At 64.5% G+C, this 13,210-nt stretch carries 13 protein-coding genes; 5 read left to right on the forward strand and 8 right to left on the reverse strand.

All coding sequences use genetic code 11. From position 1 onward, the window contains the following. Positions 1-2 precede the first annotated feature (2 nt). Entirely contained in the window at positions 3-569 is a 567-nt protein-coding gene (locus tag ACFQ6Y_RS24680) for a Clp protease N-terminal domain-containing protein (RefSeq protein ID WP_378638215.1), read from the forward strand. A gap of 48 nt (positions 570-617) precedes the next feature. Next, complete coding sequence (locus ACFQ6Y_RS24685; RefSeq protein ID WP_003941998.1) at positions 618-998, forward strand: phage holin family protein; 381 nt, start codon at positions 618-620, stop codon at positions 996-998. Positions 999-1,010: 12 nt separating this feature from the next. Here ACFQ6Y_RS24685 and ACFQ6Y_RS24690 read toward each other — a convergent pair whose 3' ends face one another. After that, positions 1,011-1,880: a 1,4-dihydroxy-2-naphthoate polyprenyltransferase gene (locus tag ACFQ6Y_RS24690; protein ID WP_230812123.1), complete on the reverse strand. Its 870-nt coding sequence runs from the start codon at positions 1,878-1,880 to the stop codon at positions 1,011-1,013. A 49-nt stretch (positions 1,881-1,929) separates the two neighbouring features. On the opposite strand from ACFQ6Y_RS24690, the gene ACFQ6Y_RS24695 reads away from it, so the two are divergent. Beyond that, a complete protein-coding gene (locus ACFQ6Y_RS24695; RefSeq protein WP_378638220.1) occupies positions 1,930-5,178 on the forward strand; it encodes a BTAD domain-containing putative transcriptional regulator in 3,249 nt (1,082 codons plus the stop codon). A gap of 21 nt (positions 5,179-5,199) precedes the next feature. Here ACFQ6Y_RS24695 and ACFQ6Y_RS24700 read toward each other — a convergent pair whose 3' ends face one another. Both ACFQ6Y_RS24700 and ACFQ6Y_RS24705 read right to left on the reverse strand, forming a co-directional pair. After that, positions 5,200-6,027, reverse strand: a complete 828-nt coding sequence (locus tag ACFQ6Y_RS24700) for an ABC transporter permease (protein WP_003941848.1) — start codon at positions 6,025-6,027, stop codon at positions 5,200-5,202. Further along, positions 6,024-7,031 (reverse strand): ATP-binding cassette domain-containing protein, encoded by a 1,008-nt coding sequence (locus ACFQ6Y_RS24705; RefSeq protein WP_378638225.1) that lies wholly within the window; start codon positions 7,029-7,031, stop codon positions 6,024-6,026. Before ACFQ6Y_RS24705 ends, ACFQ6Y_RS24700 begins: the two co-directional genes overlap by 4 nt. A gap of 154 nt (positions 7,032-7,185) precedes the next feature. Here ACFQ6Y_RS24705 and ACFQ6Y_RS24710 point away from each other — a divergent pair, with 154 nt between their 5' ends. After that, complete coding sequence (locus ACFQ6Y_RS24710) at positions 7,186-8,079, forward strand: hypothetical protein (RefSeq protein WP_378638228.1); 894 nt, start codon at positions 7,186-7,188, stop codon at positions 8,077-8,079. A gap of 54 nt (positions 8,080-8,133) precedes the next feature. Here ACFQ6Y_RS24710 and menE read toward each other — a convergent pair whose 3' ends face one another. The 5 genes from menE to ACFQ6Y_RS24735 are packed head-to-tail and all read right to left on the reverse strand — an operon-like array spanning position 8,134 to position 11,445. Further along, on the reverse strand, positions 8,134-9,300 hold the full coding sequence (menE, locus tag ACFQ6Y_RS24715; protein WP_378638232.1) for an o-succinylbenzoate--CoA ligase: 1,167 nt from the start codon (positions 9,298-9,300) through the stop codon (positions 8,134-8,136). Then, positions 9,270-9,572, reverse strand: a complete 303-nt coding sequence (locus ACFQ6Y_RS24720) for a DUF3349 domain-containing protein (protein ID WP_003941976.1) — start codon at positions 9,570-9,572, stop codon at positions 9,270-9,272. The genes menE and ACFQ6Y_RS24720 overlap by 31 nt, the downstream gene beginning before the upstream one ends. A 4-nt stretch (positions 9,573-9,576) precedes the next feature. After that, positions 9,577-9,912, reverse strand: coding sequence for a DUF3349 domain-containing protein (locus ACFQ6Y_RS24725; protein WP_378447163.1), 336 nt, complete (start codon positions 9,910-9,912; stop codon positions 9,577-9,579). Positions 9,913-9,966: 54 nt separating this feature from the next. Continuing rightward, a complete protein-coding gene (locus tag ACFQ6Y_RS24730) occupies positions 9,967-10,230 on the reverse strand; it encodes a hypothetical protein (protein ID WP_003942079.1) in 264 nt (87 codons plus the stop codon). A 15-nt stretch (positions 10,231-10,245) separates the two neighbouring features. Then, complete coding sequence (locus tag ACFQ6Y_RS24735; protein WP_378537606.1) at positions 10,246-11,445, reverse strand: anion permease; 1,200 nt, start codon at positions 11,443-11,445, stop codon at positions 10,246-10,248. Positions 11,446-11,729: 284 nt separating this feature from the next. Here ACFQ6Y_RS24735 and ACFQ6Y_RS24740 point away from each other — a divergent pair, with 284 nt between their 5' ends. Continuing rightward, positions 11,730-13,154: an ABC transporter substrate-binding protein gene (locus ACFQ6Y_RS24740; RefSeq protein WP_378638237.1), complete on the forward strand. Its 1,425-nt coding sequence runs from the start codon at positions 11,730-11,732 to the stop codon at positions 13,152-13,154. Positions 13,155-13,210: the final 56 nt, after the last annotated feature.

Genomic DNA, 13,210 nt, shown 5'->3' on the forward strand with positions numbered 1-13,210 from the left:
CCATGTTCGAAAGGTTCTCCGCGCAGGCGAGGGGAGTCGTCGTCGATGCTGTCGCCGGCTCCGGTCCTGTCACTCCGATGGAACTGTTGACCGCGTTGCTCACCTCTGATCGGGGCATCGCCACCGAGGTGCTCGCCGAGTCTGGTGTCACGCTCGACGTGATCCGCCACGCCGGCGCCGGGTCGAACGAAGGTAGCTCGAACAAGCTCGACGACGACGCCGAGATACTCAAGTCGATCGGCATCGATCTCGATGCGGTTCGGGAGAGTCTCGAGCAGTCCTTCGGCGAAGGTGTGCTGGACGAGACTCCTGTGCCGGACGGCGTCGACACTTCCCGCAAGAGCCGATTCGGGTTCCCTCGTTCACGATTCGAGAAGGACTCCAAGAAGGTGTTGGAACTCTCGCTCCGTGAAGCGCTCGCGCACAAGGACAATCGCATCGGCGCCGAACACATCCTGCTCGGCATCCTGCGTGTCGCCGACGGACCCACCCGTGAGGCTCTCGAAACGCAGGTCACGATGTCGGTGATCCGTGAGCGGTTGGAAGCGAAGATGAATCGCGCGGCCTAGATTCGGCACGGTTCCGCATGCACGGGAGGGATGTGCCAGCATTCAGACATGACATTTCTGGCACGTCTCATCATCAACGGCATAGCCATCTGGCTGGCGTCGGCGTGGGTCACCGGCATCACGATCGCCAACCACGACAACGGCACCTGGGGCACGGTTCTCGTGATCGCGGTGATCGCCCTGATCTTCACGGTGGTCAACGCCTTCATCAAGCCGGTAGTACAGCTTCTCTCGCTACCGCTGCTCATCCTGACGCTCGGACTGTTCACTCTCGTGATCAACGCCCTGATGCTGATGCTGACGGCGTGGATCTCGTCCGGAACGTCCTACGGCTTGACGGTCGACGGCTTCTGGACGGCAGTCTGGGGCGCGCTGATCATCTCGATCGTGAACTTCCTGCTCAGCGCGTTCGTGCCCGACAACCGTTGAGTGCGTCGACGTTCAGGCGAGACTGAGCGCAACTGCGGTCGCGGCACCCCAGACGAGCATGGCAAGTCCGGTGTCGCGCAGCGCGGGGATCAGGGCCATTCCCTGCCCGCCTGAACGCAGCGGGGCGTTGGCTCGGATTGCCAGTGGCAACGCGAGCAATCCGAGCAATGCCCACGGAGTGCGCAGGATCAGCAGCAGGGTCGCGACGAACGGAACGGCCAGCAGGATCACGTGCAGCGTGCGGGTCTTCGCGTCGCCGAGCCGTACTGCGAGAGTGATCTTTCCGGACTCGGTGTCGGTCGGGATGTCGCGAAGATTGTTGGCAACGAGCACTGCGCTCGAGAACGAGCCGATGGCGATCGCTCCGGCCAGCCCGGCCAGATCGACCCGCTCGGCCTGCACGAACTGAGTTCCCAGCACTGCGATCAGCCCGAAGAAGATGAACACGGCGATCTCGCCGAACCCGCTGTATCCGTACGGCTTCTTGCCGCCGGTGTAGAACCAGGCACCGATGATGCAGAACACGCCGACCGCGACCAGCCACCACGCTGTGGTCGCCGCCAGAACGAACCCGGCCACCGCGGCAACGGCGAAGCAGCTGATCGCTGCGGCCTTCACGGCTCCGGGACTGACCAACTTCGATCCGACCAAGCGCAGTGGCCCGACGCGGTCGTCGTCCGTTCCGCGGATTCCGTCGGAATAGTCGTTCGCGAAATTCACCCCGACGATCAAGGCCAAGGAGACGACCAGTGCCAGGAGCGCCTTCCACCACACTGCGAGGTCCAGGGACGCCGCGGCTCCGGTGCCGACCAGCACGGGCGCAATCGCGTTCGGGAGTGTGCGCGGCCTCGCGCCTTCGATCCATTGAGCAGCTGTTGCCATACAACGATCTTTGCACTGTGCAATACGATCGAACGCGGTGGATCAGCACATGACTCGAGACGTGAGTGAGCGCGCCAGGTACGCGCAGTCGGGCGAAGACCTGGCAGACATTGCCTTGCTCGGACCCGTTTCGACCAAAGTGGGCGATCGCCTGGTTCCGCTGCCGGGTCCGCGAGCTCGAACTCTGCTGGTTGCGCTGGCTCGCAATCCCGGTGAGCCACGCACCGCGCAGAGCCTGATCGACGACGTCTGGGGGCTGGAGCCGCCGCGCTCACCGATGAACGCCCTCCACACTCAGGTCTCGCGCTTGCGATCTGCACTCCCGGACGGGGCCCTCGAGGTCACGGCGGCCGGATACCGGCTCACTCTCGCCAGAGCGCGCGTCGACCTGGCCCGGGCAGCGGACGCGGCTCGTCGTCTGCACGCCGGCGACGCGGACGCGTCCGAGTCACTTGCGGCCGCGACCGAGGCGCTGCGCCTGTGGCGCGGCACACCCGGGAGCGACGTCGTCGGCGACGTCGCAGATCGTCTGGCGCTCGACGCGGGCCGCGTGTACGACGAACTGGAGACGGCGCAGATCGACGCGTGCCTCACGCTGGGGGAGTACGCGGCAGCCATCCCACTGGTGCGCGGACGGCACCTGGCGAATCCATTCGACGACACGGCAGCCGAAGCGCTGATGCGTGCGCTCGCCGGAGCCGGCCGGGTCAACGAAGCACTCGAGGTGTTCGCGGAGTTCCGCAACCATCTCGCCAACCGTCTGGGCGCTGATCCGTCACCTGCACTGGTGACTCTGAACGCAGAACTTCTGGGGGCGCCGGCGGCAATACCGCGGGCTGCGCGTGCGATCGGCCTGCGCGCTGCCCCCAACACCCTGCTCGGTCGCGACAACGACATCGACCAAATCGAATCCTTGCTCGCCCGCTCACGTGTGGTGACGATTCTCGGACCCGGCGGTGCCGGAAAGACCCGTCTTGCACACGAATTGGGCCAACGTACATCCGTGAATCAGCCGGGCGTCTCGGTGGTACTGGTGGAGTTGGCGTCGCTGCGCAGCAGCGAAGATGTGATCGCGGCCATCGGCGGCACCCTCGGAATCAGTGAATCCGACCTGGCTCCAGGCAAATTGACCGTCGGCCGGACACATTCGGCGCGAGAACGACTCAAAGAGGCGCTGTCCGCCGGTCCGATGTTGCTCATCCTCGACAACTGCGAGCACGTGATCGGCGCGTGTTCGGAGATCGTGGCCGAGATGATCGCGGCCGGCCGTCAGCTGACGGTACTGACCACCAGTCGATCGCCGCTCATGATCAGCGCCGAGGCTGTGTACCCGTTGCCGCCGTTGGCGATCGACGACGGAACCGGCTCGGCAGTCGAACTCTTCTCGGCGAGAGCCCGCGCGGTGCGGCCGTCGGTTCATCTGGACGTCGACGCCGTCGTCAAGCTGTGTACGACGCTCGACGGACTCCCGTTGGCGATCGAACTCGCGGCCGCCCGGGTCCGGACGATGAGCGTCGACGAAATCGGTTCGAGACTGCGAGATCGGTTCGCGTTGTTGCGCTCCGATGATCCGACGTCTCCGGATCGGCATCGCACTCTGCACGCGGTGATCGACTGGAGTTGGAATCTGCTGGGCGGCGGCGATCAGATTGCGCTGCGTCGGTTGTGCCGATTCCCGGCAGGCTTCACGCTTTCCTCGGCGCAGGCCGTTGCCGGGTGGGGCGAGTTGACCGATGTGGCCGGTGCGGTCGAAGCGCTGGTGAATCAGTCTCTTCTTTCCGTCAGCGACGGGGAGGGTGAGCTTCGCTACTACATGCTCGAGACGGTCCGTGAATACGGCGAGGAGCAACTCGCCGCGTCCGGAGAGGGGCCGGAAGTGATTCGGCGCCTCGATGACTGGGCGATCGCGATCGCCGAGGACGCCGTCGTGCGTGCGCGCACCGATCAGCTGCGTCTGATTGCCGACCTGGACGCCGAGCACGACAACCTTCTCGCAGTTCTTCGCTGGGCAGTGGAGCGCGGCGACGCGGTCACCGTGGCCAATGTCTTTCCCGTCCTTGCGATTCTGTGGGCAGTGCGTGGATCGAACTCGGAAATCTCGAACTGGGCGTCGAAGATCGTCGGGGCTACCGCGGACAACGATCTGCGCGACGTGAATGCGGAACTGGTGGGCGCCACGTTCATCCTGGTGGCGATGCATCTCTATTTCGGGGAGGCCGATCGAAACCATGCCCGCGCACGGGTTCGTCTTCGAAAGTTGTTGCGAGAGCGCGATGATCTCGGTCCGTTGTTTGCGTTTCTGATCAGACTTTCCACGAGTGGGATCGCCAACCACAAACTTGCGCGGTTGGTCGCGGAGGGCGTTCGCAGCCCCGACCCCGAGACCCGAATGGCTGCGCTGTCCGCGCGTTCCAACATGCGGGAGAACATCGGCGATCTGCGCGGCGCATTGCTCGACGGGCAGGCTCTGTTCGACTACGCGACCAGTGTCGGTGACGAATGGGGACTGGCGATGGCAGCCCAGCATGTCGGGTCGGTTCACAGCCAGTCCGCCCGCTACGGCGACGCCATTGCGTTCTACGCGATTGCGGCGGCGTCGATGGAACGTCTCGGCGCGCGTGACGAGGCGATGCAGCTCATCTGCTTTCAAGCGGGAGCGATGATCGCATCCGGTGACACCGCCGGCGGGCGAACACTTCTCGATCGGGCGCGCCCGGCCTTGGCGCACTCGACCGGGACCGGTGCGATCGAAACCGATCAACGGCGCGCGGCGCTCATGGCGAGCATTGCCGAGGCGGATCTCGCGGACGGCCGTATCGAGGACGGCCTGGCTCGCTATCGAGAAGCCCTGGAGTTGTTGGGTCCTGCAATCGAGAACATCTTCGGTGATCCCTTCGTCGTTCTGCTCGGTGCCGCGGCAGTGTGTGCTCACGTCGTTCACGGACGACACGAACTCGTAGCCGGTCGGGTTCTGCAGATGAAGGATTCGAGTGCTCTCAAGTTCGATCCGAACGGTTATGCGGACCTGCCGCTCGCGGGTTCCTTGGCGTCGGCGATCGGGTCGTTCGATCTTGTCACGGGCAACATCGACCGCGGGGTCGAACTGATGGCTCTGTCGTTGAAAATGCCCGGGAGACAAGACTTCGTCTCGCTCCACCATGCGCGCCTGTCCGACTTCGCCGTTGGTGTGGTCGGAGCCGACAGGTGGTCCGTGGAAACCGAAAAGGTGTCGGGCTACTCACGCAGAGCGGTCCGCGAAGCAGCGTTGGCTGTGCTTCGCGGACCGGTGCTCGATTAGAGCTGGACAGTGGTGCGGGACTTAGGTCTTGCGCATGTACATCCGGACGGTCAGAGGTGCCATGACGGCAACGATCACCGCGGCGCCGACCAACGACCACACGACGTGGATACCGAAGTGACCGTCGTTGGCCAGCTCGCGAACCGCGGTTACCAGGTGTGAGACCGGATTGACGTTCACGAACTTCTGAAGCCAACTCGGCATGGTGGCAGGATCGACGAACGCATTCGACAGGAACGTCAGCGGGAACAGCACGAGCATCGAAACGCCCTGCACCGTGGACGCTTTGTTCATCAGCACGCCCATGAGGGCGAAGATCCAGCTGATCGAGAACGCGCACACCATGACCAGGATCGCGGCGGACAGAATGCCGACCACGCCGCCCGCGGGGCGGTAACCCATCGCGAAACCGACGATGAACGTGATGGTCGTGGCGATGCCGTAGCGCACGACGTCGGCGAGCAATGCACCGGACAGCGGGGCGATACGAGCGATGGGAAGGGACTTGAAGCGATCGAACACGCCCTTGTCCATGTCCTCACGAAGCTGAGTGCCCGTGACGATGGAACCGGTGATGACGGTCTGAACGAGAATGCCGGGGATGATCGTCGGCAGATATGCCGTCACGTCACCGGCGATCGCGCCGCCGAAGATGTACGTGAACATCAACGTGAAGATGATCGGCTGGATGACGACGTCGAACAGTTGCTCGGGGTTGTGCTTGATCTTGAGAATTCCGCGGTACGCCATCGTGAACGTGTTCGCGAAGCTCTGCTGCAGGCTGATGCGGCGGGGTGCGGCATCCGGCTGGGCTATCGGTGACCGGGGTTTGGTGAGGGTGGTTGTCATGCGACGCTCCGATCGGAGTCGTTGTCGGACTGGGCGTCGTTGCGTCCACCGTCTTCGGGTTGGTGCCCGGTGATGGTCAGGAACACTTCGTCCAGGCTGGGTTTCTGTACGTTGATCTCGTCGACGGCGATACCTTGCTCGCGCAGGCGGATCAGCAGGTCGGCGGTGATCGACGGGTCGCTCAACGGGGCGGTGATCCGTCCGACCTCGGGCGTGACACCTACCTCGACACCGAGCGCCGACGCGATGAGTGAGCGAGCTTCCTCGGTGCGATCACGATCGACCAGCTTGAGCTGGAGCGAGGAGATCCCGACCGAAGCCTTGAGTTCGTCGGCAGTGCCGTTGGCGATCACGCGGCCGCGGTCGATCACCGCGATGCGATCCGCCAACTGATCGGCCTCATCCAGGTACTGCGTGGTGAGCAACACCGTCGAACCCTCGGCGACCAATCGCCGGATGGTCACCCACATCTGGGCGCGGGTGCGCGGATCGAGGCCCGTGGTGGGCTCGTCGAGGAACAGCAGCGGCGGGCGGGCGATCAGGCTGGCTGCCAGGTCGAGGCGTCGACGCATACCACCGGAGAAGTTCTTGAGCGGCTTGCTTGCTGCCTCGGCCAGGTCGAACTCTTCGAGGAGTTCGAGGGACTTGGTCCGCGCATCGCGGCGGCTCAGGCCGAGCAGTCGCGAGAAGATCACGAGGTTCTCGGTCGCGGTCAGGTCCTCGTCGACGGAGGCATACTGCCCGGTGACGCCGATCAGGGAGCGGACTGCGGTGGGTTCACGGCTGACGTCGTGGCCGAAGATGCGCGCCTCACCGCCGTCGGGACGAAGGAGGGTGGCGAGCATGCGGACGGTGGTGGTCTTGCCGGCGCCGTTCGGCCCGAGGACGCCGAAGACCGAGCCGGTGGGGACGGTGAGGCTGACGCCGTCGACCGCGCGGTGCTCGCCGAACTTCTTGACGAGTCCGTCGGCCTCGATGGCAAGAGGCGAAGCTGTGTGGTTCATGGGGTGAAGCTTGGCAGATCGATCTTGCATGGACCTTGCGTGGAACTTGCGGTTACTTGCACAGCGCGCGAGGTCGGTGCTCCACAACCGGCAGACAATCCCCAGACGGATCTTGTTTGTCGGTGTGCGGGCGCGATGGCGTCACGCTCGCTGCATGGGAATTCTCACGCGGGCGCAGGCTCACCGGGACGGCACCAGCGACGCGCAGTTGCAGCGAGCGGTCAGGCGCGGTGAGCTGTACCGAATCGCAGCGGGGATCTACATGCGAGCCGATCACTTTCGCGAACTCGATGAGAGAGCACGCCACCGGTGCGCTGTCCTCGCGGCCGCTGAAACCTGTGGTCCAGGTGCGATCGTGAGCCACGCTTCGGCAGCGGTCATGCACGGATTGGATTGCGGCGGATTGCGATTGGGCGCCGTGCACATGACGCGTAACCGGTGCTCGGGTGGGCGGAAGAGTCAGACCTTGCATCTTCATCCAGCAGTGGTCCCGCCCGAGGAGGTCGTGCTGATCGACGGTGTCGCAACCACGTCACTTGCGCGAACGTTCGTCGACCTCGCACGGACGACGTCGTTCGAGAACGCCGTGGTGATCGGCGATTGCGCCCTGCGACGCGGGATGAGACGTGAGGACGTCGACGCTTCGCTCGATCATGCGCGCGGAAGGCTGGGCATGAGTCGTGCGCGAGTGGCGGCGGAGTTCATCGAACCGGGTGCCGAGAGCCCAGGGGAGTCCATCAGCCGCGTACGCATGCGCGCCGACGGTTGGCCGAAGCCGACCCTGCAGCACGAGATCCGTCACGGTGGGCGGTTCATCGGACGAGTCGACTTCTTCTGGAAAAAGCACGGTGTGGTGGGCGAGTTCGACGGGATGGTCAAGTACCGCGGCGACAATCCGGGCAGGGCGGTAGAGCGCGAGAAACTGCGTGAGGACGCGATCCGGGACGCGGGGTTCGAGGTGTTCCGCTGGGTGTGGGCGGATCTTCGCGACTTCGAACGCGTCCGGGAAAGGTTCGAGCGGGCTTGCCTCCGCGCAGCCGCGCGCTGATTGTGCAGCCGCGGGGCTGGTCAGGCCTGCGGCTGAACAATAGTGCTGCGGCTGCTAGCTGAACCGAGCCACCAGGGCGGCGCGGTCGAGCTTGCCCGGTCCACGCAGGGGGAGCGCGTCCACAACGAACAGTTCGCGCGGGGCTGCGGTGACGTCGAGTGTCCGCTGAGCATGTGTGCGCAGTTCCTCGAGCGTCGGAGCTTCGCCCTCCGGTACGACCACTGCCACCACCCGCTGCCCGAGCCGCGGGTCCTCGATGCCGATCACCGCGCACTCGCGTACGGCGGGGTGATCTGCCAACGCGGCCTCGACCACCTGCGGTACGACGGTCAGCCCGCCGGTGGAGATAGCTTCGTCCAGTCGGCCGCTGATGCGCAGGACCCCGTCGACCACCGATCCGGCGTCGTCGGTCCGGAACCACCCGGGCTCGGCGAAGGCAGGGTGGTCGGGAAGCCCGCGGTACCCGGACGCGAGCATCGGCCCGCCCAGCAGAACCCGGCCGTCGTCGATGCGAATCTTTGCCCCGGACAACGGGATTCCGTCGTACACACAGCCGCCCGACGTCTCACTCATCCCGTAGGTGCGGACGACGGTGATGCCAGCTTCGGTGGCCTGCGCGAGTACCGGTGCGGGAGTCGCAGCGCCGCCGAGCAGGACAGCGTCGAGCGAAGCCAACGCCTCGACCGCGACGCGATCACCGAGTGCCTTGACCAGCTGCGTCGGCACCAACGAGGTGTAGCGGCGCGGTCCGCTCATCGCGGCGACAGCGCCCGGCAAGGCCGCCGGGTCGAAACCCGCACTGACGTCGACGATCACCGGTTGTGTTCCGGCGAGGACACTGCGCAACAGAACCTGCATCCCGGCGATGTGGTGCGGAGGGAGAACCAGCAACCAGGTTCCCGGCCCGCCGAGGCGTTCATGCGTCGCGTCGCCGCTGGCCCGCAGTGCGCTCGCCGCGAGCATCGCACCCTTCGGAGTGCCGGTGGTTCCCGAGGTTGCGACTACCAGCGAAACACCGTCGTCGATGGGCTGATCGGGGTGCAGAGCGCCGCTCAGGCGGGCCGTCTCGCGCGCGTCGGCCGCCGGGACGGGGAGCACGGCGTCGTGCTTGCCTTCGAGGATCTGCGCGATGCGCGGCAGGACCTCGAAAATCGCCTCACCCTGCGGAACGGCCAGTGTGCGAAGAACGTTCACCGGACGTCCGGCCCGGCCAGCGGCCATCCACCGGCAGCCAGATGGCTTCGCACGCGGTCGACGTCGGTTTCGAGTGGCATCTCGTTGGTGATCTTCGTGATGAGGACCTGGATGTCGGTCTTCTCGATGGGCAGATCGCCGTCCTCGATCAACGCGTCGGCGACGGCGTCGACCTCGGTTTCGGAGAGTCTGCGAGTGAGAAGTGCGAAGAGGGGGATGTAGTCCTGCTCAGGGACGCCATTGGGATAGCCGGCCCGCAACCAGCCGACTATCGACGTGAGGAAGGGCGGAAGGGCCATGACGTCAGCTCACGTCTCGAACTTCGTTGTCGGATTCCGCGTCTTCGATGACCGGCCACCCACCTGCACGCAGTCTCTCGCTGACACGATCGACGTCGTCCTCGGAAGGCTCCTCGTTGAGGATTCCCTCGATGATTGCGCGGATGGTGTCGTAGTCGACGTGCCGGTCCGGTACCTCGTGTGCGGACTCGATGGACATCGAAACGACCTGCTCGATCTCCTCGTCGGTCAGACGACGACGGAGAACGGCGAGCAGCGCAAAATGATCCTTGTCCGGGATGCCCTCGGGGTACCCGGCACGCAGCCAGTCGAGCACGCTGCGCAATGAATACTTGCTCAAATCCTCGGCCTCATTTTCGTTTCGGTGGTTTCAGTGGTGTGCCGTGACGACCACTCAGAAGACGTGGATTCCGAACGTGCTGGCCAAGAAGTTCTTCATCAACAACAGTATTCCGGCGAAGATCGTGACGAGCACGACCGCAAAACAGAGGTACGCACCCATTTTACCCAGGGTGGACGGTCCTTCGGTGCCGTCGGCGTTCGGCAGGCTCAGCGACTTGAGGCCGAAGGCGAAGATCGCCGGCAGTCCGGCTCCGAAGAGCAGTCCGACTGCCACTACCTGCCAGAGCGAATCGAGGGTATCGGTGAGTAGATGCATTCTCTTGCGCCCCTTTCAGGAGTTGCGAGTGGGTTCGGTGGACGGAGTGGGATCGGCGACCGGAATCTCTCGAGCCGTCACATCCGGATTCTCGTCCCATTCGGCGGTCACGTTGGCCGCGTCTACGGGTTCCTTACGCGAGCGCAGGTACATGAAGATCGCGAACGCGATGAGGGCAGCGAAGACGACGAGCACCCCGGCCAGTCCGCCGACCAGATGCGCGAGTGCCCAGCAGATAGCGCCGACGACGGCGGCCGACGGCAGCGTGATCAGCCAGGCGGCGGCCATCCGGCCTGCGACGCCCCAGCGGACCTCCGCGCCTTTGCGGCCGATGCCGGTGCCGAGGATGGATCCGGTGGCGACGTGGGTGGTCGAGAGGGGGAGTCCGAGATGGCTCGACGTGAGGATGATGGCGGCCGACGATGCTTCGGCTGCCAGACCCTGCGGCGCAGCGATCTCGACAAGGCCCTTGCCCAGGGTGCGGATGATGCGCCAACCGCCGAGGTAGGTGCCGAGAGCGATCGCGACGGCACAGGTGAACTTCACCCAGAACGGCATCTCGGTTTCGGCGGTGATGGTGCCGTGAGCGACCAGGGCCAAAAAGATGACGCCCATCGTCTTCTGGGCGTCATTGGTGCCGTGCGCAAGTGAGATCAGTGAGGCGGTGCCGATCTGGCCGTAGCGGAAACCGCGCTCACGCTCGTCTTCCTTGACGGATGCGGTGATTCGGTACACGAGCTTGGTGCCGACGCCGGCGACCAGAGCCGCGACGACCGGCGCGAGGATTGCGGGCACGACGACCTTGGTCAGAACGCCACCCCATTCGACGCCGCCCATACCGATGGAGGCGATTGCGGCGCCGATCAATCCGCCGAACAGTGCGTGCGAGGAACTCGACGGCAATCCGAGCAGCCAGGTCGCCAGATTCCAGATGATTCCGCCGACAAGACCGGCGAACACGATCAGCAGCAGATCCTGCCCACTGACCGCGCCGAGGTTGACGACGCCTTTGGCCACGGTTGCGGCGACCTCGACGGAGAGGAACGCACCGACCAGGTTCAGGATCGCGGAAAGTGTGACCGCAACTTTGGGCTTGAGTGCACCGGTCGCGATGGAGGTGGCCATTGCGTTACCCGTGTCGTGAAAACCATTCGTGAAATCGAACGCGAGGGCGGTGACTACTACCACCAGGAGGATTAAAAGCTCTGCGGTCACAACGTGAATTGTGCGTATCGAACGCGTAAAAGTACAGCGAACGGGATGCGAACAGCGGCTCCGTGGAGTACGTCGCCGCGCGTGGGCTGCGGCGCTGCCGTTCGTGATGTGTTCAGCGCCACGAATTTCGAACCCTGTGTGGGACCTCACTTTTTGGTCTCACTCACCGGGAAGGCACATTCGGGCCGTTTTAAACGCTGATTACCTACGGGCACCGAGCGCACCGGAACAGGGGTTTCACCCCTGTATCTCGGTGTCTGTCAGTGAGAAGGAGAGCTCCGACCGTGAAGCCCAAGAAGTCCACGAAGCTGATCGTGGCACTCGCCGCGACCGCCGTTCTGGCATCAGCCTGCGCATCGAATCGTGGTGACGATCCCTACGCCGTTGCCGTCGGCGGATCAGGCGTCAGCGCCGACGTCGCGTCGAGCACCTCCGATGCCAAGTTCGGCACCCTCGATTCGCCGTGTGGCGAAGGTGATGCCACCGGGGCAACCGATCAGGGCGTCAGCGACACCGAGATCAAGATCGGATTCGGCGACGACCGCGGGTACGTGAAGTCTCCCGGGCTGAACAAGGAAATGAGCGACGCGGTGAACGCGCTCATCTCGTGGTGCAACGATCAGGGCGGCATTAACGGCCGCAAGGTCGTCGGAACCGACTACGACGCCGCGATGACACAGGCCAACTCGGTCATGCAGGAAGCGTGCGCAAGCCAGTTCATGATGGTCGGCTACGGCTTCGCGATGGATCAGACCGCCGAGCAGACGCGTGTCGCGTGCAACCTGGTGTCCGTGCCAGGCTTCACCGTCTCGCCCGACGCAGCCAACGGGCCGATGACATTCCAGGGTGTCCCGTTCCCGGTCGACTACGCGAACGGCTCGCAGTGGTTCCAGATGGCCGAGATGCACCCCGACCTGGTGAACGACTTCGACGTCGTCAACAGCACGATGCCCACGATCATCAGCTCCACCACGAAGATTCGTTCGATTGCCGAGGCTGCGGGCTTCAAGCTCAAGGATTGTGGCGTCACCCTCAACTACGAGGGTGAATCGAGCTACGTGCCGTTTGCCGAGAAGTTCAAGGAGTGCGGCGCGAAGGGGATCTGGACGTCACGATCGGCGAGCCCTTCGGAGCTGAACTTCGTCAAGGCCCTCGACCAGGTCGGGATCGATCCCATCTTCTTCGGTGAAGCCACCTGGTACGGCGCGACCGTCTCCGATTGGAACAAGGACACCGGACTGCTCGACAACCTCAACGCGGGCATGACCTTCCAGATGCTCGAGAACGCGGACAAGGTGCCCGCAGTGAAGAAGTACGTCGATCTGGTCTCCGAGCAGGGCGGCAAGACCGCGCTCCTCGGTATGCAGGCGGCGTCGTCGTTCCTGCTGTGGGCAGCCGCCGCGGACGAGTGCGGCAGCGATCTGACGCGCCAGTGCATGGTCGACGAACTCTCGAACATTCACGAGTGGGATGGCGGCGGACTGCACGCCGCCACCGATCCCGGCAAGAACATGCCGGCCACTTGCGGACTCACGACCGCGCTGAAGGGCAATACCTACTCGCAGGCGTTCCCGTCGACCGCGGGCGAATTCAAGTGTGACCCCAAGTACCTCGTCGCGACCGACAAGAGCACCTGGGGAACCGAACTCGGCACCGACCGCGTGTCGACGAAATACCAGAACCCGAACGTCATCAAGCCGCAGTCCTGATTCTCCTGACTCGGGCGGTGAGCGCCAACCACCGCCCGAGTCCCTAACGAGGGTTC

The organism is Rhodococcus sp. NPDC056516, assembly GCF_042794655.1.
Taxonomy (GTDB): domain Bacteria; phylum Actinomycetota; class Actinomycetes; order Mycobacteriales; family Mycobacteriaceae; genus Rhodococcus_F.

Bases quoted from the DNA above. Each gene is read 5' to 3' on its own strand.
- ACFQ6Y_RS24680 (WP_378638215.1), top strand. From the start codon at position 3: ATGTTCGAAAGGTTCTCCGCGCAGGCGAGGGGAGTCGTCGTCGATGCT.
- ACFQ6Y_RS24685 (WP_003941998.1), top strand. From the start codon at position 618: ATGACATTTCTGGCACGTCTCATCATCAACGGCATAGCCATCTGGCTG.
- ACFQ6Y_RS24690 (WP_230812123.1), bottom strand. From the start codon at position 1,880: ATGGCAACAGCTGCTCAATGGATCGAAGGCGCGAGGCCGCGCACACTC.
- ACFQ6Y_RS24695 (WP_378638220.1), top strand. From the start codon at position 1,930: ATGACTCGAGACGTGAGTGAGCGCGCCAGGTACGCGCAGTCGGGCGAA.
- ACFQ6Y_RS24700 (WP_003941848.1), bottom strand. From the start codon at position 6,027: ATGACAACCACCCTCACCAAACCCCGGTCACCGATAGCCCAGCCGGAT.
- ACFQ6Y_RS24705 (WP_378638225.1), bottom strand. From the start codon at position 7,031: ATGAACCACACAGCTTCGCCTCTTGCCATCGAGGCCGACGGACTCGTC.
- ACFQ6Y_RS24710 (WP_378638228.1), top strand. From the start codon at position 7,186: ATGGGAATTCTCACGCGGGCGCAGGCTCACCGGGACGGCACCAGCGAC.
- menE (WP_378638232.1), bottom strand. From the start codon at position 9,300: ATGGCCGCTGGCCGGGCCGGACGTCCGGTGAACGTTCTTCGCACACTG.
- ACFQ6Y_RS24720 (WP_003941976.1), bottom strand. From the start codon at position 9,572: ATGGCCCTTCCGCCCTTCCTCACGTCGATAGTCGGCTGGTTGCGGGCC.
- ACFQ6Y_RS24730 (WP_003942079.1), bottom strand. From the start codon at position 10,230: ATGCATCTACTCACCGATACCCTCGATTCGCTCTGGCAGGTAGTGGCA.